Here is a 26,270-nt window from a genome sequence, read left to right as displayed (position 1 = left end):
TTAGTAGTTCTCCAATTGAGCTTGGTAGCTTGCAACGTTCGCGCGGATTTCCTCCATGGAGTCTCCACCGAACTTCTCTAGGAATGCTTTTGCGATCTCCCATGCAACCACATGCTCCAAAACAACACTCGCTGCTGGAACTGCACATGCGTCAGAACGCTCAACCTGAGCTGAAAAAGCTTCCTTCGTATCGATATCCACGCTCTGAAGCGGCTTATAAAGAGTTGGAATTGGCTTCATTACGCCTCTTACAACGACAGGCATGCCGTTAGTCATACCACCTTCGAACCCACCCAAACGATTCGTTGCACGATGGTATCCACGCTCATCCGTATGCATAATCTCATCATGCACTTGGGATCCACGAATCGTACCTGCTTCGAACCCAATTCCGATTTCTACCCCTTTAAAGGCATTAATGGACATTACACCTTGAGCAATTCGGGCATCCAATTTGCGGTCATACTGTACATGACTACCGAGACCAATAGGTACACCTTCAACGATACATTCAACAATACCGCCGATCGAGTCGCCTTCTTGTTTGATTTGATCAATGTATGCTTCCATCTTCTTCTCCGTCTCTGCGTCCGTTACACGTACTGACGAAGCTTCTGTTACCTCGATCAATTCATCAATTGGCAGATCACGATACGGAGCCTCAATCTCTCCAATACGTAGGACACGTCCAGCAACTTTGATTCCGAATTCTGCTAGAAATTGTCGTGCAATTGCACCACATGCTACACGTACTGTAGTCTCACGTGCACTAGAACGCTCTAGTACGTTACGCAAGTCCTTCAGGTTATATTTGAGTCCACCGTTAAGATCAGCGTGTCCTGGACGTGGACGATGCACACGACGCTTCTCTTCGTCACTGCCTTCGATTGGCTCAATATTCATAATCTTCTGCCAGTGCTTCCAGTCATTATTTTCAACAACAAGTGCTACAGGTGCTCCTGTTGTATATCCATGGCGAATTCCACCAACGAACGTTGCCTGATCCTTTTCAATTTGCATCCGGCGTCCACGACCGTATCCTTTTTGACGACGGTGAAGCTGGAAGTTCAATTCTTCAAAATCAATATTCAGATTGCTCGGCAATCCTTCAATAATAGCGGTCAATTGGGGTCCGTGCGTTTCCCCTGCGGTCAAATAACGTAAACTCATAATACGTTCCCCCTTTAAACTGTTAAACTGCACATTGCTAAAATCCCATAATTTCTTTGCTCATTATAGTATAGCTGACCCGCTTTGACAAGAAAGCACACGTTTTCTTGCATCAAAACGAACTTTCGACTCCGTTCATTCTTCTGAATTATTGTACTGCTCTCGATTCATTTCTCCTTGCTTTGCAAAATAACCGCCTGAGCATACACATGAACATGTGTAACCCAGACGGTTATGAACAATATTTAGTCATTACGAAATGAACTTATTTCTTGCGATAAAAGAATGTTTCTGCTGTCTCCAAGCTATACTGCCCAGGAGAGAAAATCTGCTCCGTACTACCCACGAATAAAACACCGCCTGGACGCAAACTTGCTGCAAACTTGTGATACAACAGGTTTTTGGCTTCCTCGGTGAAATAGATCATTACGTTCCGGCACACAATCAGGTCGTACCCATCATCGAAACGATCCAACAACAGATTTTGCTTCACAAACTTAACCGAACTTTTGAGCTTTTCATCAATTCGATACACCAAGCCATCCTGCTTGAAGTAACGCTCAGCCGTTTCCTTAGGTACATCTTTGAGCGAACGCTCCATATAACGACCTTCTTTGGCTTTGGCAATTGCTCCTTCGTCCAAATCACTTGCTGTGATCGAGCTATCCTTGAGAATCCCCATCGTATCAAGAATCATAGCTAACGTATACGGTTCTTCACCTGTTGAACAAGCGGCACTCCAAACCTTCGCTTTACGCTTGGAACCTACCAGTTCAGGTAAAATCTGATCCCGCAGCACTTCCCAACGATTCGGATTACGCCAGAATTCGGATACGTTAATCGTCATACGATCCAAAAATTCATAGAATAGAGACTTATCCTTCTGCATTGCATCAAAAAAAATAGAAAATGTATTAAATCCGTTTTTGTTGCGAAGTGTGGTCAGCCGTCTTTTCATCTGGCCTTCCTTGTATTGAGCAAGGTCAATGCCCGTGCTCTCTTTGATTTTACGAATGAATCCGGCATAATCCGGGTCTAGTTGTTGTTCCTGCTCCAGCATCGTATCACCCTTCTGGTTAATAAATTACAACCAGGCTGCGATGCTCTTGTCGTACGTTACCAATTCCTCAGAACTAAAGAAGTTTGCTGCTTCACGGGTAGCACTTTCCGGCGAATCTGCCCCATGAATTAGGTTATGCGGTGTGTGACTAGCAAAATCTCCACGAATAGTACCTGGAGCTGCTTCTTTCACATTGGTCTTGCCGATTACGATCCGTGCTAATGCCACGATATCGTCACCTTCCCAAACCATCGCAAATACAGGTCCAGATGTAATAAATCCAACCAATTCATCGAAGAACGGCTTGCCTTCATGCTCAGCATAATGTCGCTTAGCCTGATCCTCCGTCATCTGCACCAGCTTGCCCGCAACCATTTTAAACCCTTTGTCTTCCAGACGGCTAACAATACGCCCTATCAAACCACGCTGCACACCATCAGGCTTCACCATTAAAAATGTACGATCCATTGGCTCACTCCTCACTCACGGTTCAAAGTTATTTCAATATGTAGACGCAATCCCTTTGATTGTAACATACAAGTGCATTTCCTCCCAATGAGGATTGTCACTTCTACATTCGTTCATGAGTCATTCAACTGCCAATCCTGAATTGAATCGACACCTGAAATTAATGAGTACGTTTAACGACAAAATGAGCAATATCACGCAAATTTTTGCTGGTCTTGATGTTAGGCAGCTGATCCAGAGCATCGAGCGCTTTCTTCATATATCGGTCAGCGAGTGCTTCTGCTTTAGCAATTCCTTGACTTTGGCGAATCATTCCAATTGCATCTGATGCGCTTGCACGTCCGTCCTCGTGTTGGACACGAGCAATTTCTGCTAGTAGTGGTTCACGTAACTGCTGTTCTTGCAATGCATAGAGCACAGGTAACGTAATATTTCCCTGCTTCATATCACTGCCCGGAGGCTTACCCAATTGCTTCTCTGTTCCAACCAGATCCAACACATCATCTTGAATCTGGAACGCCATGCCCACATTATATCCGTAGGTATATAGCAGAGAAGATACTTCCTTGGGTGCACGAGTTGCAAGAGCTCCCAATTGACAGCTCACTGCAATCAGCAATGCCGTTTTACGCCGAATACGAAGAAGATAATTACGAACACTTTGTCCAGTGTTAAAAAAGTCGCGAATCTGCTCCATCTCACCGATGGACATCTGAACCATTGCTTTGGCCAGAATACGATGAATTGCCGGGTCGGATAAACCGGCAGTCAGTTGGAGCGCTTTTCCATAAATATAATCCCCGGTGTACATAGCAATCCGATTATCCCACTTGGATTTCACTGTCGGCTTACCCCTACGAGTCGCCGCATTATCAATGACGTCATCATGCACAAGGGAAGCCGAATGTATCAATTCGAGCGGAACCGCAATGAGCTTCAGCCGCTCAATATCATATGTACCGTATTTCCCACCAAGCAGCACAAATACGGGGCGTAAACGTTTCCCACCTGCTTTGAGCAAGTGAAGCGAAGTTTCACTCAGCAACTTTTGTTCCCCTTGAACACTGCGATATAACTCTTTTTCAATGTAATCCATATCTTTTTTTAGCAACCCGAAAATATCTAATAGTTTCATTCGTTCACCCGTATCAGCGTATTGTCAGTCCAAAAATCCATGCTTACCTTCCCCTCCAGCAATTCCGGCCTGCAGGCATAACGAAAGCCCGGGCTCGCCGTCCCTACTTGTGTTCTATATGTCGTGCCACATTTCTTCGAATGCCATGACCGACATCCGGGATTTAAACTCTTCGACGTATTCTGAAACAAGGATACAGAACTTGCCGGAGTATGGGTCAAGGCTGTGTGCCATCTCGAACATTCATCAGCACTCACCAATACCCCGGGTGCGGGGCAACAACCTGAAGCATAATCTTCTTACTAGCCACAGGGACATAGTTAGCTTCCAGTTGTTAACCCCGTTCATCCGGTTCTCCCCATCGCTTGAAGAGCTGATGCGGTATGCGCAGATTATCCAGCACCTTACCGACCAAAAACATAATCAACTCGTCCATACTCTGAGGTTTGTAATAAAAGGCCGGCATCGCCGGAATCATGCGCACACCTAATCTAGAGAGCTTCAACATGTTCTCCAAATGGATTGCATGCAGCGGCGTCTCTCGTGGAACGAGAATTAACGGTCTCGCTTCCTTCATCATCACATCAGCTGCACGAGACATCAGATTATCAGATGACCCTTGCGCAATAGAGGAGAGAGTTCCCATGGAGCAAGGCATAATAATCATACCCTCGGCAAGATAAGATCCACTTGCAATGGAAGCTCCAATATCGCTAACGGGATGGTAGATGATTGAGCCGGAGCGGCCGCCGAATTTTTCCTCAAGCACAGCGTCACGGCTCGTGATATCCCAGTCCATTTCTTCTTTTAACACACGCCAGCCCGCATTAGAAATCACGAGATGCACTGTGTAGTCCAGATCAAGTAACGTTTCAATCAGCCTAATGCCATAAATGCTTCCACTGGCTCCAGTTATACCAACGACGAGGCGTTTATTGTCCGGCTGCTGCATCGTTACTTCACCGCCAGATCAATCAAAGTGAATGTAAACACCACAAGGCTAAGCACACTGTTCATCGTAAAGAATGCCGTTTGAACTCGGCTCATGTCATTAGGTGATACGATGTAATGCTCATAGAATAGAATACCGTACGTAATCAACATACCCGCACCATACCACCAGCTGAGATCAGTCATTAACAAGAGTGCTAAGAAACCGATCGCCGTAATGATATGGAAGAACTTTGCGATGTTCAATGACTTAATCAATCCAAAGCGAGAAGGAATGGAATGCAAGCCTTCTCCCTGGTCAAACTCCAGATCTTGACATGCATAGATGATATCGAAGCCTGCTGTCCAGAATACAATCGTAACGTAGAGTACAATAGCTGTCCAATCCATCGAACCCGTAACCGCGACCCAGCCCCCAAGTGGAGCAAGACCAATCGTCATACCAAGCACGATATGACATAGCCATGTGAATCGTTTGGTATATGAATACAGTACTAGCATAAATACAGCAATAGGCAACAATTGCATGGATAACACATTAAGATTGGATGATGCCCAGAATAATAATACAAATGAAACAATAATGAAAATAATAACTTCGCCGTTCTTCAGCAATCCAGCTGGAATAGCTCGCATTGCCGTACGTGGATTCTTGCCGTCAATGGCCTGGTCAATAATACGATTGAGGCCAAATGCTGCACTTCGCGCACCTACCATAGCTAGTAGTACCCAGAAGATTTGCATCCAGGACGGGAACGTGCCATTGACTAACATGGAACCGAGAATAGCTCCCATAAAAGCAAAAGGTAATGCAAAAAGCGTGTGTTCAATCTTGATCATTTCTAAAAAGATACGAATTTTCCTAAACATGCTGATTCTCCTTGGTTCCAATATGCAGTGCCGCGATGCCTCCGGTCAGAGGATAGGCCTGCACTTGCTGTAATCCGGTTTCTTCAAAAATGCTCGCCAGTTCCTTTCTTCCCGGAAATAGTGCCAGCGAGTCTGGTAGCCATTTGTACTGCTCATAACGCTTAGCAAATAGCTTGGCCATATTAGGCAACATATGTTCAAAATAAAAATAATAAATGCCTTTAAAAGGCTGCCATGTTGGCTTGGATAGCTCTAGACATACCACCTTGCCTCCTGGCTTCACAACTCGTTGCATCTCAGACAGAACCTGTCTCAGATCCGGTACATTTCGAAGACCAAAACCTATCGTCACGTAATCAAACGTATTATCGTCAAATGGAAGTGACATTGCATTCCCTTGCACAAGTGTAATCTGCTTATCACGATTCACTGCATTAATCTTCGTTTGACCTACCTCCAGCATGTTACTGCTGAAGTCGAGACCATGCATGTGACCCGTTTCACTTGCTTCCGCCATGGCAAGCGTCCAGTCGCAGGTTCCGCAGCACAGATCAAGCCCTGTGTCTCCTTGGGACATGTTCATCTTTTTCATGGTGAACTTACGCCAAGCTTTGTGCCTACGAAAACTTAAGATATCATTCATGACATCATACTTACCCGCAATACTCTGAAAAACCGAATGGACAAATTCTTCTTTCGGTTTGGTCTCTGTGCTACCCATTCGTCTCCCCCTCAATCTTCCCTAACTACCGCATGTGAAGGCTGCAAATAGGTGAGGTAAGGTTCCAAAATCGTCTGCACTTCATGCAAACTTTCACCCTTCACCTTATCTTGCAATAATTGCTGTATGCGGTGTGTGCTATTACGAAGCTTGTCCAGCAAGATTTCACCAATTCGATACTTCAAAACCAGTCCAGCCCACGCACGCATATCTGGCTCAGGTTGACGAAGAACCTTCCGTTCCTCATCACTGCCCTGCTCATTAATATTCCAGAAGGCATAACTGTATACAAAGCTCTTCTCATCATTTAGCTTCTGTAATTCTTCTACAATGTTCTCACAAGTGCTAAATTCAGCGAGCAGATGATTCCAGATTAACTGATCCTTTTCTCCGATTATGTCTGTAAAAGAAAGAAACAGCTGCATTTTCAGCTGTACCGTTTCACGTAAGTATTCATCAGGCGAAACGACGAGCTTCTTCATACGTTCATATAATGACATCTTACCCACGTTAACCTCAGCGACTGCACCACTAAGCTTACCAATCATTTCGATCCGGTTGGCATGGGCAAGCAATTGATAGAATCGACTACTGAAATAATCGCCAGCGAGCACATTCAACTGACGAGATCGCATCTCTTGTTCTCTACGTGCTCCGGATAAAGTATCAATACGATCATGCGTATCCATGGCCAACTGAACGAGCGAGGTAGCTAGAGCATAAATTTCATCATGCTGCTTCTCATCTGTGCGGCTCACAAACACCTGCAACAGACGCGCTCGGCTATCCGGAAACGGTGGTATTTCCGTATGTTGTCGAATCATGTCGTAATCCGTATATTTTTTTGCTAGTTGGGGTACGCGATATGAATTCATTCTCCAGCCTCCGAGACTTTGCATTGTTAAACCTTTTTCTGCACTACAATCTTATATATTATAGCATATGTTTATCGGACACGCACTGAATCCTGCTATTCTATTACCCCTGGTTCAACATTTCGAACTGCTTCCTCCAGAGTTCCGTCTCCATAATATGAAACCAGGCTTTTAATTCGTCAGATAACGCTGGACTATTCCAATTTCGAAGGCTATCAATTGCTTCCATCGGCCATTCATTGCGGCGAATATCCGCCGCAAGCAACAGATGTTGTTTATGCAGCCATTCATCCTCGGCCATAACACGAAGCAATACTTGTTCCACATTGTCCAAGCTCCGAAAACTCAGCTCGGCAATCGCAGCCATGTTGGCGTATATTTCACTATAACTTGTTCCCGTTCCAATTACCTTTAAATCGAGTTTCAAAATGGATTGCTTCCATTCTACTCTTGCGATGGGAGTTGTTAAATGCATAGAATTTAGCACATCCACCAAATTTTCATCGGACAATTCGTCTGGTGCTTTTGTTGCTGTGACTGGCAGTACGTGATCCTCGCCCCATGTACGTATATGTAAATGCTGTATCGCCACAAGCAGAAAAACTGCCGCAACCGTCGCTAACACTGAAGTGGTAAGGATCATTCCGGGTTTCATAAACGCCTCCCTGCCCTCACCTGTTAGTGTAGTCTGTCCGGTAAAGGCTCATACCTCATTGTACAATGAAAAAAAGCAGGCTATGCCTGCAATTTTCATTATTCGGACTGAATTTCACCATGCTTGGTAATCAGCGTAGCTTTGCCCCGGATTTTGATGGCAGAAGTATGATTCGTGAATTGAGCAAACATCACTTCTCCCTTGTCGAGCTTCTCTGTATGGTGAAAACGCGTGTCCTGGCCCCGAGTTAAGCCGATTACCTGTACACCGTTCTCCTCCGCTCGAATGACAATATAATCACTGCCGGTTGGATGGTCCATCACGTAACGTCCCCTCTCCTAGTTCAATAGCGTTAATGATGATTAAAATCGTTGCATTTGTCAACAGAGTCCTATCCGTATGAAACGCAACAATTATTCAATGACGGGTCATACTACAAAATATCTAGTTACAGAAAGGAGAATCACTCTTGAAATACACTCCAGCAACACTAACAGAAGAACATGTGCACCAGATTCAAGAGGTTGAACAGCATCTCTCTGATGCCGCAGGCAAAGAACTGATTTTAATCGCTTATACCCTGCAGCCGGAAGAAACGAATCCGTCAGACAGCCGTTCAGATCCACTTTAAAAGGGCAAAAGAAAAGGCCGTGAACAAGTCACGGTCTTTTTGTCGACATATGGAATATGTAGAAATCTTATTTAATTCCGTCTTTGAGCGCTTTACCTGGTTTGAATGCAGGAATTTTGCTCGCAGGAATTTCGATTTCTTCACCTGTTTGCGGGTTACGTCCTTTACGAGCAGAACGTTCGCGAACTTCGAAGTTCCCAAAACCAACCAATTGTACCTTGTCTCCGCTTTGAAGAGCCTCAGAGATTGCTTCGAACACGGCATCAACCGCTTTCGTTACATCCTTTTTGGACAGTTCAGTAGCTTCAGACACGTGTGTAATCAAGTCTGATTTATTCATTTGTTTTTCACCTCCTGAATCAATGTCCTGAATGTTATACTGTGTTTCCGTTTTATCGCGAAATATACGTTCATACGCAAAAAATCTACGTACATCTTGAGCGTGATGAACACCATTCTCCGCTTGCGGTTAACAGTTCTTTCCGGCAGAATGCCGCCTGAAACCAAGCGCGCTCCATACGCGGAACAAATTTTATACTAATACAGACAGCACACAATTTCAAGTGCGGTTGCGGTTTAACACGTAAAATGTAACGGCCAAAGCCAGGACAAGAACGCCACCTTTTACAATATCGTGTGTAAAATACTGTACATTCATCATCGTCAAACCATTGACCAAGACACCAATTAACACCGAACCTATAAATGTTCCAATCACGTTTGGTTTACCCGCACCAAACACAGAAAACCCTACAAAAACAGCCGCTACGGATTCCATTAACAACGGAGAACCAGCATCAATCTGACCAGAACCAACCTTGGATGCATAGATAATACCACCGATTGCAGCAAACACACCTGCTGCCACATAGGCGAGTGTTCTTACCTTTTTCACCTTGATTCCAGACAATCTTGCAGCCTCTTCATTCCCCCCTGTAATGTACATTTGGCGACCATACTTCGTATACGTTAAAAAGATGTGAACGCCGATTACCGCAATGAGCAAAAGGATAACCGAAATCGGCATGCCCAACCATTTTCCCTGTCCAATCTGCAAAAACGTTGGGTTCATCTCCCCCGCAGCTTTGCTACCATCCGGAAATTGCATGTGGTTATAGATGGTATAGCCCTGTGCGTACGTTTTGTGAATCCCGCCGATGATATACATCATGGCTAGTGTAGCCAGTAGATCAGGGATACGCAGTTTCACAATAAGCAGTGCATTAAGAAGACCAATGACAGCGCCGATCACCAGCGGAACGATGATAACAACGGCTAACGGCTGTTGGTACCATATCATCAAAGAGGCAGTAACCACCGTCGTTAGTGATACAGTTGCGCCTACAGAAAGGTCGAATCCATCCACAATTAGGGATAATGTGACACCAATCGCCACGAAGGTCACAATCGAGATGGAACCTAGAATATCGGTTAAGTTGCTGTACGTAAAGAAATAAGGCAATTTAATGCCGAAAAATGCAATAACACCAATAATAACGATAATCGCTCCGTAACGGAACGCAAAATCTAATGATTTGTCCTTCATGCTTGCACCTCTTGTCCACCGCTTGCATAATATAGCAGCTGTTCTTGGTTAGTTTCGCCTCGTTTGAATTCCTTTACAATCTCACCTTCACACATCACAGCAATCCGGTCTCCAATGCCAAGTCCCTCATCCAATTCGCATGTGAAATAAATAACTGCTTTCCCTGCAAGAGCAAGTTGGTTAATGATCCGAAAAATATCACTTTTAGCTCCGATGTCTACCCCTTTTGTTGGCTCATCAAATATAAATACATCGGCCTCCGCGTTTAGCCATTTGCCAATGGCTACTTTTTGCTGGTTACCGCCACTTAAATACTTAACCTCCTGACGGACAGAAGAGGTCTTAATACCAAGTTGCTGAATTAATGATTCGGCGTTCTCCCGTTCCCTTTTACGACTTACAAAGCCTAGCCTACTGAGTCTACTGAGCAACGGTAAGCTTAAGTTACGTTCAACATTCTCATGAATGAGGACACCCTGCTTACGACGTTCTTCAGGCACAGAGACGATTCCCACTGCCGCAGCATCAGCAGGTTCAGCCATCCGAAGCTTGTTATTGTTCAACCGTATCTCACCTGCCTCCAGCCGATCTGCTCCAATTAAGAGACGTGAACATTCCGTCTTGCCCGCACCTACAAGCCCTACTACAGCGAGCACCTCACCTCGGTGTACGGAAAGATCAACACCTCTAACCTTAAGCCCACGACGGAGTCCACGCGCTTCAAGCAACAGATCACCCACTGGCGCTTCGATCTTAGGAAATTCTTCATCAAAGGACTTACCTAACATCTGAGTAACTAGATCGTTAATCGTCAATCCATTCGTATCACCCGTAAACACATGTTGACCATCTCTCATCACCGTTACTCGATCACAATGACTCGTGACTTCAACAAGCCGGTGAGTAATGAAAATACATGCGACTCCGCGATCCTTCAGCAAATGCACGATACGAAAAAATGCATCAGTCTCTTCCTGACTAAGGGGGGCCGTCGGCTCGTCAAAAATAATAACCTTGGCTTCTTGAACCAAGATACGCGCGAGCAAAATCATCTGTTTCTCTGCAAGTGTCAGGTCGGCCACTTTCTTGTGCACAGAAATATCTGCTCCCAACTGCCTCAACACCTCGCTAGCGCGCTGCTGCAGTTTTCGCGGACTCTTCCACCATCCCCCAGCAGAAGAGGCAAGTTGATCTAACATAATATTCTCTGCTGCGGTTAATTGAGGCACTAGGGCTGCATCCACTTCTTGATACACACAGTGGATCCCCTGGCTTTTGGCATCGCCAGGAGAGTTCAAGCGTAGGATCTGGCCGTTCAGGTTAATCGTGCCCTGATCCAGCGGATAAGCACCAGACAGAATCTTCATTAATGTACTCTTTCCGGCTCCATTAGCTCCAAGAAGTGCATGAATTTCTCCACCTTTTACAGCGAAATTCACATCTTTAAGTGCAGGAACGCCAGCAAACTGTTTATGGATATGTTCCATTGTCAGCAGAATAGATGCCGTTGTCATGATGTGTACCTCCAATCACTTCCTATGGGTGTATTTGTTGTTTTCTTATTTATCGTTAGAGCTTACTAACCTATGTTCGTCTGATCTTCTGTTGTTGGAAAAAGCGCGCCTCTCGGCGCGCTCCAATAACGCTTGTTGATTGCTAATATATGAACAAAAGGGTCTGGCTTATTTGGCAGTAATGCCGTAATCCTTCATCCAATCCTTAATACCCTGCGTACTTCCACCCCAGCCTTCTACATACTCTGACAGCTCGGAAGTAGAAATTTGTTTCTCAGGCAGTGCTTCACGTTGTACATAAACCGGATTGAGTACCACTGCATCCTCTGTCTCGTCACCATTAATCTTCTGGTAAGCGTAACGAACTTGCACTCGTCCAATGTCTGTTGGATCAACTGCTGCGGATGCAACCCATGGATTTTTAGGATCTTGGATCATTTGCAAGTCTTCATCACTCATATCGATACCGTAAACTTTAATTTCATCACGACCAGCTTGTTGAATTGCACGTGCTGCACCTTTAGCAAATTCATCCCATGCCGTCCAAACTGCAGTAATTTCACCTTTTGGATATTGCTTGAGAATCGCTTCCATCTTTGCTTGAGTGTCAAGCGCTGGATTTTGAGCTGAGCCAAATGTAGCAATTTCTTTGATGTCAGGATTTTCACTCATAAACTTAGCGTATGACACCTGACGTCGTTCCATCGGTGCAAATCCAGCTACCCATACTTTAACAATATTACCTTGACCATTAATGTCTTTTTTCATTTGTTCTAAGGTAAGCTCAGCCATCTTTTGATCATCCTGAGACAGCACTGTAGCACCCGGAACGCTAATATCCGCATCAAATACAACAACTGGAATGTTTTGTTCTACAGCCTTTCTGACACCTGGTTCTAGCAATGAATCACCATGATCCGTCAGAATGGCATCAAACTTTTGGTTAATCGCGCTATCGAGCAATGATACCATTTTCGCTTTATCGTTATCGGCAACAAACGTCGTCAGTGTACCGCCGAATTTTTCAATTTCTTCTCGCACACCTTGTACGTATTGTTGTGAGAATGTACCTGTGTTGAATTCCATAATCAGAGCAACCCGTTTACCACTTAGCGGGCCAGTAACTGCCTCAGTCGCAGGCTTGTCCTCCGCGCCAGAAGCTGGTGTTGCTGCTGGCTCTTTTTTAATTCCGCATGCGGACAGTGCCAATGTAAACACGAGCAGTACACTTAACCAAACCCATTTCGTAGCTTTTCTCTTCATCTCTATTCCCCCTAGTCATTCTCTCTTTCTGTGATCTTGATCACAATAGTTGAATATTAATATAACGGCTAATTCCTAGTATGTAAATGGGTTTTAGTAATTTAAAGCTAAAACTCGCTAAGTTTTTTTCTGAAAAGCTAGACTTCCATCCAAATCCTCCAGAATCAAGAAAAAAACACATTAAAAAGACCGCAAGGCTTCCCCTGCGGTCTTTGATTTTACAGTATGATGGCGATCAATCCGCCTGAACCTTCGTTAATAATTCTTCCGAGCGTTTCCTGTAGCTTATAGCGTGCATTATCCGGCATCATAGCAATCTTGCCCTGAATGCCTTCTCTCACAATGGAATGCAAGGAACGTCCGAACATATCTGAATCCCATACCTTGATTGGATCATTTTCGAAGTCCTGCATCAGGTATCTCACCAGTTCCTCGCTCTGTTTCTCCGTACCGATAATAGGTGCGAATTCAGACTCCACATCGACTCTAATCATGTGGATGGAAGGTGCGGTGGCTTTTAAGCGAACTCCGAATTTAGTCCCTTGACGAATCAGTTCAGGTTCATCCAGCGCCATCTCAGCAAGAGATGGTGCCGCAATGCCGTAGCCGGTCGTTTTGACCATCTCCAGTGCTTCAGCGAAGCGATCATACTCTCTTTTGGCATGAGAGAACTCTTGCATCAACTGTAACAGATGATCTTTGCCTCGAATCTCGATCCCCACAACTTCCACGAGAATCTGATCATATAACTCATCCGGTGCATACAGATCAATCTCAGCTACACCCTGCCCCATATTCATACCGCTCAGTCCAGCGCGGTCAATGAATTCGTATTCCATGAACTGAGCTACTACTCGATCCACATCACGCAATCGACGGATATCCTTCACAGTGTCACGGACAGAATTTTCATAATTGCTACGCAACCAGTGTGTATCATTCAGCACCATAACCCAACTCGGTAAATTCACATTCACCTCATGTACTGGGAACTCATACAATACTTCACGAAGAACACCTGTCACATCGTCTTCTGTCATTGTCGCTGCACTCAGCGTCATCACTGGAATGTCGTATTTCGCGGCAAGCTCGTTACGCAATTGAAGTGCCTCTTCACTGCGCGGACGAGTAGAGTTGATGACGAGCACAAACGGCTTACCCACTTCCTTCAGTTCAGCAATAACACGCTCTTCGGACTCTACATAGGAACTCCGTGCAATCTCAGCGATTGTACCATCTGTTGTAACAACAACGCCCAGTGTAGAATGTTCCTGTATCACTTTGCGTGTGCCAATCTCTGCCGCTTCCTGGAACGGAATTGGCTCATCGAACCAAGGTGTAGAGATCATACGTGGACCATTCTCATCCTCGTATCCCTTAGCTCCCTCTACAGCGTAACCTACACAGTCCACAAGACGTACATTGACATCCAATCCTTCGGCGACTTTGATCTGAACTGCGTTATTCGGTACAAATTTCGGCTCGGTGGTCATGATCGTTTTCCCTGCTGCACTCTGTGGAAGTTCATCCACTGCACGGGCACGGTCAGCCTCACTTGCGATGTTAGGCAGTACGATTGTTTCCATGAATCGTTTAATAAATGTTGATTTCCCCGTCCGGACTGCGCCGACAACCCCGAGATAGATATCCCCTCCGGTCCGCTCAGCAATGTCCTTAAAAATGTCTACTTTCTCCAATGAAATCCCCTCCCTAAATTACTCCGAAGGAAAAATGCTAAAGAGCATCCGCTTCGTTTTTTCAATCAGAAGACTGAAATCCCTGCAACGGTAGAGCCGCCTTTGTGAGTGCCCGGAAGTCGTCCGCCGCCGAACGTTGCATTCTGATGAAACCGGCGAAAGCGGCGTTAACTCGTACATGCAATTGGACTAGTATCATCTTATGTATCCGTATGCAGCATTATGACGCGTATTTTTGTTTTTTTCTTAAGGTTTTTATCCTCAGAAAATTGCCCAGCTCCCGGACTGCGCGTCTTTATTACAATCTACCTTATGAGCGCTGTGCAATATTTATGACGCTTCGTTATTATTGGGTTTCACTGAATTTCATTGGAGACGCCTAACGGTCAAGGAACCCCGCTTTATTCGAACCAACGTATACCAAAAAGGAGATATCCCTTGATTGGAACTCTCCCTTTTAGGTGAAACCTATTCCATATAGATTATAAAGAATTACTTTTTGCTACAGGAGCATTGCTCTCCCAAGCATAAGTGACTGATTTTACAGGGACAAAATATGAGTGTTCCAACAGATAATCACGAACGTCCATTGTCTCAGTAGGCGATTCTTCTGATTTCTCCACAGCCTGCATAATGTCAAAAGCGTAATCCACATATACATTGCCTGCCTCATCTACCATAAAGGGCAGCTCTTGCCCTGAATACACACTCTTAAGTGTTACCTCAGGTGCGCCAGCAACAGCAGCTTCTTTCAGATCTACACCATGCAGCCCAGGATATAACTCTTCTCCTACAGGTAACTTGCCATTATGTACGGACTTATACTGGTTAACCATTCGTTGTACATCATTAACCTTCTGCACAGTCTGCAGATCCATAACTTTGACCGTTGGCTTTACCTCTTCATTCTGTATTAAGAAGTAAGCGCTACCACCGTTCTCAAAAGCCGTTACCGGTATTTCATCGATGTACCCTTGCTGCTTCAGCTTAGCGAGATCAACTCTGAACTTTTCGAATTTGGGCGTTTCCTCACCCGCATTAAGGATAGGTAATATTCCCTGATCTTGCTGAAAGGCTTCCACTGCAAGCTGTATTCGGCTAACACTTTCCCGATAAGCGACTTTGGGATCTGCACCACTTTGGGATTGATACATACAGCCACTACCCACAAAAGCAAATAACAGAAATAAGAATAACGCATTAATGTGCTGTCTTCTTCTACTCCACTGCGTGTTAGACGAGTTCTTGATCATCCGTATCCTCCTTGAATCTCATGCATGAAGTACCACGTAATTAACCAAAAAATTGTTAAACTATCTGACTGCTAGAACAAGTTTAGAACCAGTCATCATCTTCCTGTTGCTGACGCTCCAGCTGTTTGCGAATCGCGGCTTTGAGAGGATCTTCAGGCACGTGAACAGACAATGAAGCCCCTACCTTGGCTTGGCAGGCCAGTCTCGTTCCTTGTTCCAATAACTGCCCTAGTTTACGTTTCTCTGCATCGGTCGGAGGGTACAACGCATGGGCATTATCTTCATCGACTCTCACTTTACACATCAGGCAAGCTGCCTTCCCATCACAACGCGTCGTTATTTTTACGCCTGCACGACGTGCGGCATTCAGTAAGGTTACGCCTGCTTTCAAACGAATACTCTTCTGATCAGGCAAAAATGTAATGATCTGCTCCATGTGCTCCCTCCTTTCTAGTACGCATGCCAATCAAACCCGATAAGTTCACTAACTTCGGATCGAAAACGACTTGTCCACACATTTTGCTCACTGAGTAAAAGCATGAGGGATTGATGTTCATGTGGCCGCTTCCGAATCTGCTTCGCAATTGCTTCATACCGATCCACGCGTCCCCTTAATACGTTGAATAACAATTCATGAGCTAGCGGCATTAGCTTAACTGTGAATGCACCCATCTGAACACAGGGCGCATGCGCAGCGAGTAAACGATCAATTTCTACCCGATACCAGCTCTTTCTTGCCCATATCTCAAAACCACCAACGAGTTCCAGCGCACATTCTCCCACCTGGTAATGGCTAAGTAAGGAAGCGTACGGCCCCGTCTTATCAACCTGTGGTTCGTCCAGGACTGTGCCTGGTGCGATTCTATGTAACTTTTGAGCTGCAGCAATATCCGCGTAAATATCAATGTCTCTTGGAGCCTGTTGCAATTCTACGTCCTGCAATAGCAACCCACAACTTCCTCCGAGCAGCCATGTGTACGGTTCATTGCTCCAGACCTTTGCGATTTCCAGCAGAGCAGCATGTAATTCCGGATAATGTGCTGTTCGTTCCCCCGTTTTATTCAGCTCCATCCGGGCTCACCTTCTTTCATCCGTGTTCATTGTGTCAGTTCTTATGATGTGCTTATTCGGATGTTATCCCTCAGGCTCTGGATAGGCTCAGGTTAGAGATGCAATTCCGCCGAAAAAGCCAATTAACATAATCAGAAATGCAATAAAGGACAATACCCCACGTATAAAACCTTTCGTTTTGGCACGAGCAAACGTAATCAGGAATACAGATAAACCCATAATCAGAATCGCAACCAATGACAGCCACATCTTGTCCATTGCGCTCATAATCCAACAGTCTCCCCTTCAGTCCGTTAATTCATCACTGACACCGTGACAATTGCAATTATTATAACACGAAATTCAACGGTTTTTTCCAAAAAAAAGACAAAAAGCAAGCTGGCAGAAGCCAGCTCACTTTCTCATCTTATTCATCCACTGCCTATGCAGGCACGATCTATTATTTTTTCATCATCATTTTCATAAGCGATTCCATGCTGTTCGGGTTCAATCCGCTCTTCTTGACCGCACTTACAATATCTTGAACCGTATCTTCCGACACCGGAACTTTCGCCATAGCGGATACCTGCTTAATCAATTGGCGCAACTGAGCTTCGTTCTGCATCGTGGATGGTTTCACTGTGCTAGCCAATTTCTTGACAGCACCTTCCGTAATCGTTTTGCCTGTTTTTTTGTTGATCGCTTTCAGTGCATCCTTAGAAATATTGTTACCCATTCGTCTCCCCTCCTCCGGTAATACTCATGTGTATAGTATGAGTGCACCGCAGAAAAGGTGAATAAGCTTCAATATCTGTTCAACAAGACACACCGATTAGGAGTGCCATTGCTCCCAAGTTTCAAGTTTCATGACTTCCATCTCCGTTTTGGGATCTCGGCCCATCAGAGCCTCAACCGCATCTCGTGGCAATCTCTCCTGAAAAAGAACATGGTACAATTGATCAGCAATTGGCATCTGCACATTATATTTTTGTGAAATAAAATAAGCAGCCTGTGTAGTACGAATTCCCTCAACCACCATGCCCATTGAGTTCAAAACATCATCTAATTTCTTACCTTGACCCAGCATAGAGCCCGCTCTCCAGTTTCGACTGTGTTGACTGGTAGCTGTAACTACCAGATCTCCGATCCCTGCCAAACCAGAGAACGTCAGTGGATTCGCACCCATCTCCACACCAATGCGTGTAATTTCAGCAAGACCACGTGTTAATAACGCCGCTTTGGCATTATCACCAAACTGAAGTCCATCGGACATTCCCGCACCTAGTGCAATGATATTTTTGAAGGCTCCTGCCAATTCAACACCAAGCATATCTCGGTTCGTATACACCCGGAAATAAGCATTCATAAACAATCCTTGGGCTGACTCAGCAGCAGTCTTGTCCAGAGATGCGACTACTACTGTTGTTGGGCAACGCTTCACCACTTCTTCCGCATGACTCGGCCCTGAGAGGACAACGACTTGCCCTTCTTCACATTCAAGCTCTTCGGCGATCACGGTTGACATCCGTTTCAGACTTTCCGTTTCAAACCCTTTGGTTGCGTGAATAACGAGCATTTCCGGCTTGTAGTGAGCCTTAAGTTGTTGCGCCACCGCTCTCATTGCTGAAGAAGGTGCAACAATGACGATTGCTGATGCTCCTTCAACCGCAGCACCCATATCCGTCGTTGCCCGAATCAGCGGGGAAAGTTCAGCACCTGGGAGAAAGCGAGCATTCGAATGCTGCTCATTTATCTCAGCAGCCTGTTCTTCCCCACGTGTCCACATCATTACATTCAACTGATTCGCAGCGAGCACACTGGCAAGAGCAGTTCCCCAACTGCCCGCAACCAGTACAGCAACTTTTTTAGACAACGCGTTTTCCCCCTCCAGGGTTTTTCGATCCCAATTTATTTTCCTGTCCTTTGGCGAGCTTCGCAATATTGGTACGATGTCTCCAGAATGCAAACAGACAAATAATCAGACTTCCCCAGAAGATGGTCATTGAATATCCGGGTAAAACAAGAATAAAGATAGGTGTCAATGCAACAAAGATCAATGATCCCAATGAAACATACCGTGTCAATACGATGGACAGGATTGCGACAACTCCGGCGCACAATGCAGGAACAAGAGAGAGTGTCGCAAGTACACCAATCGCCGTTGCAATTCCTTTTCCCCCGCGGAAACGGAAGTAGAGTGGCCAGTTATGCCCTGCAATAGCTGCTATACCACAGATCGCTGGAATCCATTCCGAACCGCCGCTAAGCCAAACTCCGATCCACACCGCAGCGATTCCTTTGAGCACGTCAAGGAGCAGAACCAGAATAGCTGGCCCTTTTCCCAGAATACGCAATGTATTCGTAGCTCCTGCGTTACCGCTGCCATGTTGACGGATATCGATCCCCCGAATCGCCTTGGCAAGGAGGACACTAAAGCTGATTGAACCGAGTAGATAACTCAGTACAATCGCTGCGATTTGTAAAATCACAAACTTCTCCCCTAACTTTCGTCGGACTTCTTCCGAGTAAATATACGAATTGGCGTACCTTCAAAGTCGAACGCACCACGGATTTTATTCTCCAGGTACCGTTCATATGAGAAGTGCATCAACTCTGGGTCGTTTACGAAAATAACCATTGTTGGTGGTTTAACCGCTACCTGTGTTACATAGTTAATTCTCATTCTACGACCTTTATCCGTCGGTGGTGGATTGATCGCAACAGCGTCAGATACGACATCATTAAGCAGATGTGTCTGAATACGTAATGCATGTTGCTGAGCCACATGTTGAACAACCGGTAGCAATTTTTGTAAGCGTTGTTTTGTTTTGGCTGACAAAAAGACCACGGGAGCATATGTCATAAACAAGAAGTGATCCCGAATTTTTCTCTCAAATTCATTCATGGTCTTATCTGTTTTGTCCACAACATCCCATTTGTTCACTACAAACAGTGAAGCTTTGCCTGCTTCAAATGCATAACCTGCAATATGCTTGTCTTGTTCAATAATGCCTTCTTCACCATTAATGACAATCAAAACAACATCGGCACGTTCAATAGCACGCATTGCACGCATAACGCTATACTTCTCAGTCGTTTCGTACACCTTACCACGTTTACGCATACCTGCTGTATCGATTAAGACATAACGCTGACCATCCTTTTCAAACGGCGTATCAATAGCATCACGCGTAGTTCCCGCAACATCACTAACAATAACCCGCTCTTCGCCCAGGATCGCATTCACAAGTGAGGATTTACCTACATTCGGACGGCCGATCAGTGCTACACGAATAACATCATCATCATACGTCTCTTCTTCAAGTTCTGGTAACTTCTCCACGATTGCATCGAGAAGATCACCTACGCCTGTACCATGGCTACCTGAGACCCCAATTGGATCACCAAACCCGAAACCATAGAACTCATAAATCAGTTCGCTGCGCCCGATATTATCCACTTTGTTAACGGCTACAACGATAGGCTTACCTGAGCGGTAAAGCATCTCTGCAACTTCTTCATCCGATTGCGTAATCCCCGCTTTGGCATCACACATAAATACAATAACATCCGCTTCTTCAATCGCAAGTTCTGCCTGCATGCGGATGGATTTCATAATGACGTCCTCGCCGTCAATCTCGATACCACCTGTATCGATAATACTGAATGCTTTGCCGTTCCATTCGCCGATTCCATAAATCCGATCTCTGGTGATGCCCGGCTTGTCTTCCACAATGGCCAGCCTGTCGCCGATAATCCGATTAAATATAGTGGATTTACCCACGTTCGGTCGTCCGACAATTGCCACAACGGGTCTTGCCATACATTCCACTCCTCCTGTCCATACTTTACGATACTCATCATAGCAAAAAACACCTGTCTTGGCTAACCTTTCGTACCGTAATCCTCGTAATAACAACAATCGGCGAACCCGCCTGGGGCTCGCCGATCTTGCTTTTATTGTTCAGCAAAATATGCAGTATATAACTAAGAACCATGCACAGATAACTTATTTGAATTTGCTGAGTTTGTCGCCAAACAGTTCGCCCAGCGTAGTGCTCATACCTTGATTGCTCAAGGAAACGTTAGGGTTGTTGATTTCTTCACGTGGAGCATTGTTTCTAGCAGGTCTTTCTGCTTTAGGTGCTTGTGCTGGAGCTTCTTCTGTTTCTTTGATGCTCAAGCTTACACGTTGTTCAGCAGGGTTCATGTCCAAGATTTTAACCTGAACTTCTTGACCTTCTTTCAACACTTCATGTGGAGTGCCGATATGTTTGTGGGAGATTTGTGAGATGTGCACAAGTCCCTCAACGCCAGGAGCGATTTCAACGAATGCACCGAAGTCAACCAGACGTTTTACAACACCTGTTACGATATCGCTAGCATTGAATTTATCACCAGCTGTTTCCCAAGGACCTGGTTGAACAGCTTTCATGCTCAGGCTGATTTTACCTTTTTCAGGATCAACTTTGAGCACTTTCACGTTAACTTTGTCACCTTCGGACAGAATGTCAGATGGTTTTTCAACGTGAGTCCAAGCAAGCTCGGATACGTGAACCAAGCCATCAACTCCGCCTACATCAACAAATGCACCGAATTGTGTCAAGCGTTGAACAGTACCTTCGATAACTTGACCTTCTTGCAAACCAGCCATAACTTCAACTTTGTTTGCTTCGAATTCTTGCTCCAATACGTCTTTTTGGGAAAGGATCACTTTATTGTTTTCACGGTCGATCTCTTTCACTTTAACACGCAGTGTGCGGCCTTTGTAGTCGCTGAAGTCTTCAACGAAGTGGCGCTCAACCATGGATGCTGGAATGAATCCACGCACGCCCACGTCTGCAACCAAACCGCCTTTAACTACATCAGCTATAACAACTTCGAATACGTCTTGGTCTTCAAAATGCTTTTGCAATTGATCCCAAGCGTTTTCGCTGTCGATTGCACGCTTAGACAGAACGAGTTTTTCTTTCTCGTCGTCGATAGTGAGGACTTTTGCCTCAACTTCTTGCCCAACTTCAACTGCATCAGACGCGCTGTCTACATGCAAAGAGGACAATTCACGAATTGGAATAACACCGTCATATTTATATCCAATGCTTACATAAGCTTGGTTATCTTCCAATTTGACGATGGTTCCTTTTACGGTATCTCCCTTTTTCAAGGAAACGAATTGATCCAACTCATCTTGGGTTGCTTCTTGATTTTTAATTTCTTCCGACATGTCAAATACCCTCCTCAATTCAAAAACCCCATTATATTCAAACCTGCCTATAGCAGAGTTCAAAACACTTTCAGTACCAGATGCTTCTATAGCTTCCCACAGGTAAAATGGAAACATACACCCAGCAATTCAGGTCATAACCTTATTTACTCGGCACGCCTGTTTTAACCATTTCATTGATTTTGGACATAATCTTCTCAGTTGCTCTTTCGAGTGCATCACCCGAAGGGTCTTCCTTGAACTCGTCCAAATTCACAGGTGCACCATACACCACTTTCATCTTACGAAAAAGCTTGTAGTTGCCGATAATAGCAGTAGGGATTACAGTAGCACCACTTCGAAGAGCAAAGCTCGCTGCACCTTTTTTACCAATTCCACCATCATTGTGGCGACTTCCCGAAGGGAAAATCCCTAACACTTCACCACCACGCAAAATATTGAGTGAGGTTTTGATGGATTCCTTGCTTACGCCTCCCCGCTTAACAGGAAAGGCTCCTACAGCCTTGATAATACGGCCTAAGACGGGAACATCAAACAATTCGCTTTTGGCCATGAAACGAACCTGACGACGAATCTTAATTCCCACCGTTGGCGGATCAAAATTACTGATATGATTAGAACATAAAAGTACGCCGCCTTCATTCGGGATATTCTCCCGACCAACTGCTTCAAGACGGAAAAGAATGGTGTAGATGATCCGCAGTAAAGTGCTGCAAAATGTGTAAATCATAGACCGATCTCTCCTCTGACCATTGTGCAATAAGATACGATTTTGTCAACCACTTCATGGATGCTCATCTCAGTTGTGTCAAGAACAGTGGCGTCCTCTGCACACCGAAGTGGGGAAATTTCCCTCTCTTCATCCAATTTGTCGCGGGTGGCAATGTCTCGCTCTAGTTGCTCCAACGTCAGTCCTTCAGAGGGATCCAGTTCTTTGAAGCGGCGAAGTGCACGCTCTTCCACACTGGCAGTCATGAAGATTTTCACTTCCGCATCGGGCAGTACTGTCGTTCCGATATCGCGTCCATCCATAACGACGCCCTTGCGCAAAGCCATTTGCCGCTGAGTATCCACTAATTGTGTACGCAGCCCCTCGATTTGCGCATATCGTGACACGATTCCCGTTACTTCACGGGAGCGGATTTCCGAGGTTACATCTTCCCCATTACAGAACACTTTCTGTCCGTCGGGATCCGGTTGTAATTCAATGACCAGCTTCTGGGCTTCCTGAAGCACCTCTGTTACATGCTCCGGCTTTATTTCATTCCGAATCATGTGAAGAGTTACCGCACGGTACATCGCGCCAGTGTCAACGTAAATGTACGCGAGCGCCTCTGCAACTAATCGAGCCACCGTGCTTTTCCCGGCACCGGCAGGACCGTCAATTGCGACGTTCATTTTCCCGTTCTCTGATGTGTTCTGGCTTGCCAACGGGGCATTCCTCCTCAAACGTTAAGCCTCAATAAAAAAACAGGCATTGCCTGCATCGTGAAAATTATACCACACTATAAAGAGGGATGCAAAAACAGGCAAATCAATTATTTTGTTGCCATGTCGAGATTTGGGTCTGAATCGGCGTTCCTTCCATGTGATCGATTATCGTCATTTTATTTCTCAAATACGGAATTTGCAGAAGCAATTGATATAAGATCAGCAGCAAACAAAGAACCGCAATCCATTTGAGAAATCGTTTTTCCATACGATGAGACCAAACATAGTAGAGGCGTTCGTATCGAAGAGAATTCCGGTGGTTATCCATAACGCACTCCTCTGTTTTTCCATTACGTTACCCACCGCAATCCCTATTTATCCAACATACAACTACTTATTTGGTACGATAATCGAGTTGTCGCTCGAAACAAAATTTAATGATCTTCTGTCGCTCAGAATCCGTGATTTGCACAAATTTCAGCATACAGAGCTGTCTTCCCGTCTCTAATTCTTTGATTCGCACAACCTCTGCCTCAAAAGCAACATGTTCGATTGCAGAATTGCGATAAGGAACGAGTAACCAACAATTCAACTTTTGACCTTCAACCAGCGAGAAGTTAGGTTCCCCGTAGATGGATAACCCCCCACCACCAATATCTTCAGTCAGAGCTACTGCTCTCGTCAGATCTTCAGCTTGAATGGCTAATTCAAGATTTGCGTGAACACGTAAGAAGCTTCGGCGCTGAATTTTGGAAATTTCATCTGGTAACGGTTTGCGAATACGGACAAGTCGAACGACATCTTCTTCAAAACCAGTAACATACGTATTAAAATAATGCCGGACGCCATCCTCTGTAATATAATAAATCGATAATTCCTCACCAAAAAAAAGTCTTTTCAGTCTGCTGCTTCCTTGCTGCATTGGAACTTCAATCAGAAAACTGTTATCTTCCACATCAGCAATACGGGATTTGTATTCTTTGATCGCTTCTTTTTCATCTGCCGAGGCTATTTGAATGAATAAGATTTCGTTTATTTTGGGATACACAATTGCTCACCGTCACTTTATGTATTGTCTTCATATGTACAAGGACCATTATACCATGACCTTTCTCATATTGAATAACAAAATAAAAGAACAGACCGTCTTGCGATCTGTTCTTTTGGTTACTAAAAATCAGGTGAAGTCTTAAGAGAATATCCTACGAAGTAGCATTCACCGGTTTAATTTCCTCAACAGCTTCTTCCATGCCTGTGTCCGCATTAATGTAGATTCGATATCGGGTTCCATTGATCCGTCCACCGAATTCGTAACACAACACTTCCTTACTGAATTCATTCTCAATAAGTGATTTACGGACATAATTCTCTTCAAAATCAGGATTCAATTTCTTTCGAGCTTGCTCAGCTGTAAGACGCGCTTTTGGAATGTTGCGTTGATCTTTATGTTCGTTGACAAAGTCACTTGCTTGAAAACCTGTCACTTCACCTGTATCCAAGCCAGCACGAACAGAAATTTTCTCGGGATAAATTAAGGTATCGCCTTGCTTGCGCACATAGGTCAGGTTAGCCAAGTTCCCATACTCATCGTAATTGACAGCTTTCATATTTTTATAACCTTTGTCGGACAAAAATTGATCCGCTTTAGCCATAACCTCATTACGTGAAACTTTCTTTGTTCCAATCTGACGTGTGTCGCTATACGAGATCAGCATTCCACCATTACGTGTAAAATCCATCATGAGTTTACTGTCATTCGCCTGTCCGACAGACGCAGTAAATGACTCCCATTCAGTACCCTTACCGTTTTCTTGTACTTGGATATTTCCAACCGATTGATTGGAGAACTTAGCAGCTTTATGCTGGATCTGTTCTTTGGTCATCGGTATACCATCTAGTTTCTTCACTGTTCGCTTGGTGTACATACTAGAAACCGACGGCCCCCAGTCTAATTCAGGGTACTGTTGTACCTTTTGGTTAACAGACCGGAATCCATCTACAATCGTATTGTCATTGACTTTACCTTGGGCTGCCATAGCCGTTTCTGCATCCATCCACCGCAGACGATCTGATAGAACTTTTTGCTGCACTTCTTTTAAGCTCTTCGTAATCTCAGATGAATTTTGGTACAGCTGCTTCAGGTTGCCCAATTCTTTTTCACTCAGAGGTTCATTCGTTAGATCTCGCATCGATGCCTTATAGGCAAAGTTTGAGATCCGCGACAGAAAATCATCAGTTTCATGGAAAGGCAGCATGGTCAGAGGCAACTGACTAATCTCATTCTGAGCCTCACTGGTAAGTCGCCACACGTTCATCAGACCTTTACGATGCATGCCGAGTGAGCTTGTGTGAACAGCAAGGGTGTTACCAATCTCGGAATGCAACTTATCCATATGAAAAGATAGATCGTGAAAAGCACGTTGATATTGATTCTCCGCTTTAATTAGAATCGCGTTTTTCTCCTGGTTCTCTTGGTAACCCCAAACGAGAGCACCGATCAACAGGACTGCGACAATCGGAAACATGACTGAACTTAAACGTTTATACATCGGAAGTCTCCTTTCTTCTGAACCGCTATCTATATTGTGGATCGAAGAAAGACCTCTTATGCATCGAATTTCCAGTTCAGTCACATGCCCTAGTAAACACACTCACCTAATTTAATTGAACCCATGAGGCTCTTCCTTCTTCTTCAATCTCAAATTGATCCCGATTATCGCAGAGACATTGCTTAAATCCCGTTTCAATCCGCCCTC

Annotated in this window: 29 protein-coding genes; 1 reads left to right on the top strand and 28 read right to left on the bottom strand. The window is 44.8% G+C overall.

What is annotated here, in order from left to right; genetic code table 11:
* From aroC to mtrB, 10 genes are all read right to left on the bottom strand, one after another.
* Positions 1-1,170 carry a chorismate synthase gene (gene aroC, locus J2T19_RS02540; RefSeq protein ID WP_307212818.1) on the bottom strand — a complete coding sequence of 390 codons (1,170 nt, stop codon included), beginning with the start codon at positions 1,168-1,170 and terminating at the stop codon, positions 1-3.
* Positions 1,171-1,435: 265 nt separating this feature from the next.
* Positions 1,436-2,230 carry a CheR family methyltransferase gene (locus J2T19_RS02535; protein WP_307212816.1) on the bottom strand — a complete coding sequence of 265 codons (795 nt, stop codon included), beginning with the start codon at positions 2,228-2,230 and terminating at the stop codon, positions 1,436-1,438.
* A gap of 24 nt (positions 2,231-2,254) precedes the next feature.
* Entirely contained in the window at positions 2,255-2,698 is a 444-nt protein-coding gene (gene ndk, locus J2T19_RS02530) for a nucleoside-diphosphate kinase (RefSeq protein WP_056696723.1), read from the bottom strand.
* Positions 2,699-2,858: 160 nt separating this feature from the next.
* Positions 2,859-3,833 (bottom strand): polyprenyl synthetase family protein, encoded by a 975-nt coding sequence (locus tag J2T19_RS02525; protein WP_145047473.1) that lies wholly within the window; start codon positions 3,831-3,833, stop codon positions 2,859-2,861.
* 334 nt (positions 3,834-4,167) lie between these two features.
* The gene (locus tag J2T19_RS02520; RefSeq protein WP_307212812.1) at positions 4,168-4,785 is read right to left on the bottom strand and encodes a UbiX family flavin prenyltransferase; all 618 of its coding nucleotides are present in this window, start codon (positions 4,783-4,785) and stop codon (positions 4,168-4,170) included.
* A 2-nt stretch (positions 4,786-4,787) separates the two neighbouring features.
* Entirely contained in the window at positions 4,788-5,654 is an 867-nt protein-coding gene (locus tag J2T19_RS02515) for a UbiA-like polyprenyltransferase (protein ID WP_145047476.1), read from the bottom strand.
* Positions 5,647-6,375, bottom strand: a complete 729-nt coding sequence (locus J2T19_RS02510; RefSeq protein WP_056696715.1) for a demethylmenaquinone methyltransferase — start codon at positions 6,373-6,375, stop codon at positions 5,647-5,649. Before J2T19_RS02510 ends, J2T19_RS02515 begins: the two co-directional genes overlap by 8 nt.
* Positions 6,376-6,386: 11 nt before the next feature.
* Positions 6,387-7,250 carry a heptaprenyl diphosphate synthase component 1 gene (locus J2T19_RS02505; protein WP_307212808.1) on the bottom strand — a complete coding sequence of 288 codons (864 nt, stop codon included), beginning with the start codon at positions 7,248-7,250 and terminating at the stop codon, positions 6,387-6,389.
* A gap of 103 nt (positions 7,251-7,353) precedes the next feature.
* Positions 7,354-7,905 carry a hypothetical protein gene (locus tag J2T19_RS02500; protein ID WP_307212805.1) on the bottom strand — a complete coding sequence of 184 codons (552 nt, stop codon included), beginning with the start codon at positions 7,903-7,905 and terminating at the stop codon, positions 7,354-7,356.
* Between the two features lie 98 nt (positions 7,906-8,003).
* A complete protein-coding gene (gene mtrB, locus J2T19_RS02495) occupies positions 8,004-8,225 on the bottom strand; it encodes a trp RNA-binding attenuation protein MtrB (protein ID WP_056696710.1) in 222 nt (73 codons plus the stop codon).
* 149 nt (positions 8,226-8,374) lie between these two features.
* Here mtrB and J2T19_RS02490 point away from each other — a divergent pair, with 149 nt between their 5' ends.
* On the top strand, positions 8,375-8,536 hold the full coding sequence (locus J2T19_RS02490; RefSeq protein ID WP_156395447.1) for a hypothetical protein: 162 nt from the start codon (positions 8,375-8,377) through the stop codon (positions 8,534-8,536).
* Between the two features lie 67 nt (positions 8,537-8,603).
* On the opposite strand, the gene hbs is transcribed toward J2T19_RS02490, so the two are convergent.
* From hbs to ypeB, 18 genes are all read right to left on the bottom strand, one after another.
* Positions 8,604-8,876: a non-specific DNA-binding protein Hbs gene (gene hbs, locus J2T19_RS02485; RefSeq protein WP_024630670.1), complete on the bottom strand. Its 273-nt coding sequence runs from the start codon at positions 8,874-8,876 to the stop codon at positions 8,604-8,606.
* A 219-nt stretch (positions 8,877-9,095) separates the two neighbouring features.
* On the bottom strand, positions 9,096-10,082 hold the full coding sequence (locus J2T19_RS02480) for an ABC transporter permease (protein ID WP_307212801.1): 987 nt from the start codon (positions 10,080-10,082) through the stop codon (positions 9,096-9,098).
* Entirely contained in the window at positions 10,079-11,596 is a 1,518-nt protein-coding gene (locus J2T19_RS02475) for a sugar ABC transporter ATP-binding protein (RefSeq protein ID WP_307212798.1), read from the bottom strand. The genes J2T19_RS02480 and J2T19_RS02475 overlap by 4 nt, the downstream gene beginning before the upstream one ends.
* Positions 11,597-11,764: 168 nt before the next feature.
* On the bottom strand, positions 11,765-12,859 hold the full coding sequence (locus J2T19_RS02470) for a sugar ABC transporter substrate-binding protein (protein ID WP_307212795.1): 1,095 nt from the start codon (positions 12,857-12,859) through the stop codon (positions 11,765-11,767).
* A gap of 218 nt (positions 12,860-13,077) precedes the next feature.
* Entirely contained in the window at positions 13,078-14,556 is a 1,479-nt protein-coding gene (spoIVA, locus tag J2T19_RS02465; RefSeq protein ID WP_056696702.1) for a stage IV sporulation protein A, read from the bottom strand.
* Positions 14,557-15,038: 482 nt separating this feature from the next.
* Positions 15,039-15,809: a YphF family lipoprotein gene (locus tag J2T19_RS02460; protein WP_307212791.1), complete on the bottom strand. Its 771-nt coding sequence runs from the start codon at positions 15,807-15,809 to the stop codon at positions 15,039-15,041.
* Positions 15,810-15,891: 82 nt separating this feature from the next.
* The gene (locus J2T19_RS02455) at positions 15,892-16,245 is read right to left on the bottom strand and encodes a 2Fe-2S iron-sulfur cluster-binding protein (protein WP_307212789.1); all 354 of its coding nucleotides are present in this window, start codon (positions 16,243-16,245) and stop codon (positions 15,892-15,894) included.
* A 14-nt stretch (positions 16,246-16,259) separates the two neighbouring features.
* Entirely contained in the window at positions 16,260-16,880 is a 621-nt protein-coding gene (locus J2T19_RS02450; protein WP_307212786.1) for a hypothetical protein, read from the bottom strand.
* A gap of 87 nt (positions 16,881-16,967) precedes the next feature.
* The gene (locus J2T19_RS02445; RefSeq protein WP_307212783.1) at positions 16,968-17,147 is read right to left on the bottom strand and encodes a DUF2768 family protein; all 180 of its coding nucleotides are present in this window, start codon (positions 17,145-17,147) and stop codon (positions 16,968-16,970) included.
* 172 nt (positions 17,148-17,319) lie between these two features.
* Positions 17,320-17,595, bottom strand: a complete 276-nt coding sequence (locus tag J2T19_RS02440) for a stage VI sporulation protein F (protein ID WP_056696692.1) — start codon at positions 17,593-17,595, stop codon at positions 17,320-17,322.
* A 96-nt stretch (positions 17,596-17,691) separates the two neighbouring features.
* Positions 17,692-18,732, bottom strand: coding sequence for an NAD(P)H-dependent glycerol-3-phosphate dehydrogenase (locus J2T19_RS02435; protein WP_307212779.1), 1,041 nt, complete (start codon positions 18,730-18,732; stop codon positions 17,692-17,694).
* Complete coding sequence (gene plsY, locus J2T19_RS02430; RefSeq protein ID WP_145047485.1) at positions 18,725-19,348, bottom strand: glycerol-3-phosphate 1-O-acyltransferase PlsY; 624 nt, start codon at positions 19,346-19,348, stop codon at positions 18,725-18,727. The genes J2T19_RS02435 and plsY overlap by 8 nt, the downstream gene beginning before the upstream one ends.
* 11 nt (positions 19,349-19,359) lie before the next feature.
* Positions 19,360-20,682 (bottom strand): ribosome biogenesis GTPase Der, encoded by a 1,323-nt coding sequence (der, locus tag J2T19_RS02425; RefSeq protein WP_307212773.1) that lies wholly within the window; start codon positions 20,680-20,682, stop codon positions 19,360-19,362.
* A gap of 186 nt (positions 20,683-20,868) precedes the next feature.
* Positions 20,869-22,083 (bottom strand): 30S ribosomal protein S1, encoded by a 1,215-nt coding sequence (gene rpsA / locus J2T19_RS02420; RefSeq protein WP_307212770.1) that lies wholly within the window; start codon positions 22,081-22,083, stop codon positions 20,869-20,871.
* 142 nt (positions 22,084-22,225) lie between these two features.
* A complete protein-coding gene (locus J2T19_RS02415; RefSeq protein ID WP_145047487.1) occupies positions 22,226-22,813 on the bottom strand; it encodes a lysophospholipid acyltransferase family protein in 588 nt (195 codons plus the stop codon).
* On the bottom strand, positions 22,810-23,514 hold the full coding sequence (cmk, locus tag J2T19_RS02410; RefSeq protein ID WP_056696678.1) for a (d)CMP kinase: 705 nt from the start codon (positions 23,512-23,514) through the stop codon (positions 22,810-22,812). Before cmk ends, J2T19_RS02415 begins: the two co-directional genes overlap by 4 nt.
* Positions 23,515-23,908: 394 nt before the next feature.
* Positions 23,909-24,562, bottom strand: a complete 654-nt coding sequence (locus tag J2T19_RS02405; protein ID WP_307212760.1) for a flagellar brake protein — start codon at positions 24,560-24,562, stop codon at positions 23,909-23,911.
* Positions 24,563-24,716: 154 nt separating this feature from the next.
* Positions 24,717-26,063: a germination protein YpeB gene (ypeB, locus tag J2T19_RS02400; protein WP_307212757.1), complete on the bottom strand. Its 1,347-nt coding sequence runs from the start codon at positions 26,061-26,063 to the stop codon at positions 24,717-24,719.
* Positions 26,064-26,270 lie beyond the last annotated feature (207 nt).

Source organism: Paenibacillus tundrae, from assembly GCF_030812775.1.
Classification (GTDB): Bacteria; Bacillota; Bacilli; order Paenibacillales; family Paenibacillaceae; genus Paenibacillus; species Paenibacillus tundrae_A.
Note: the sequence above shows the minus strand (reverse complement) of the source record. Positions and strands in the feature narration are given on the sequence as shown.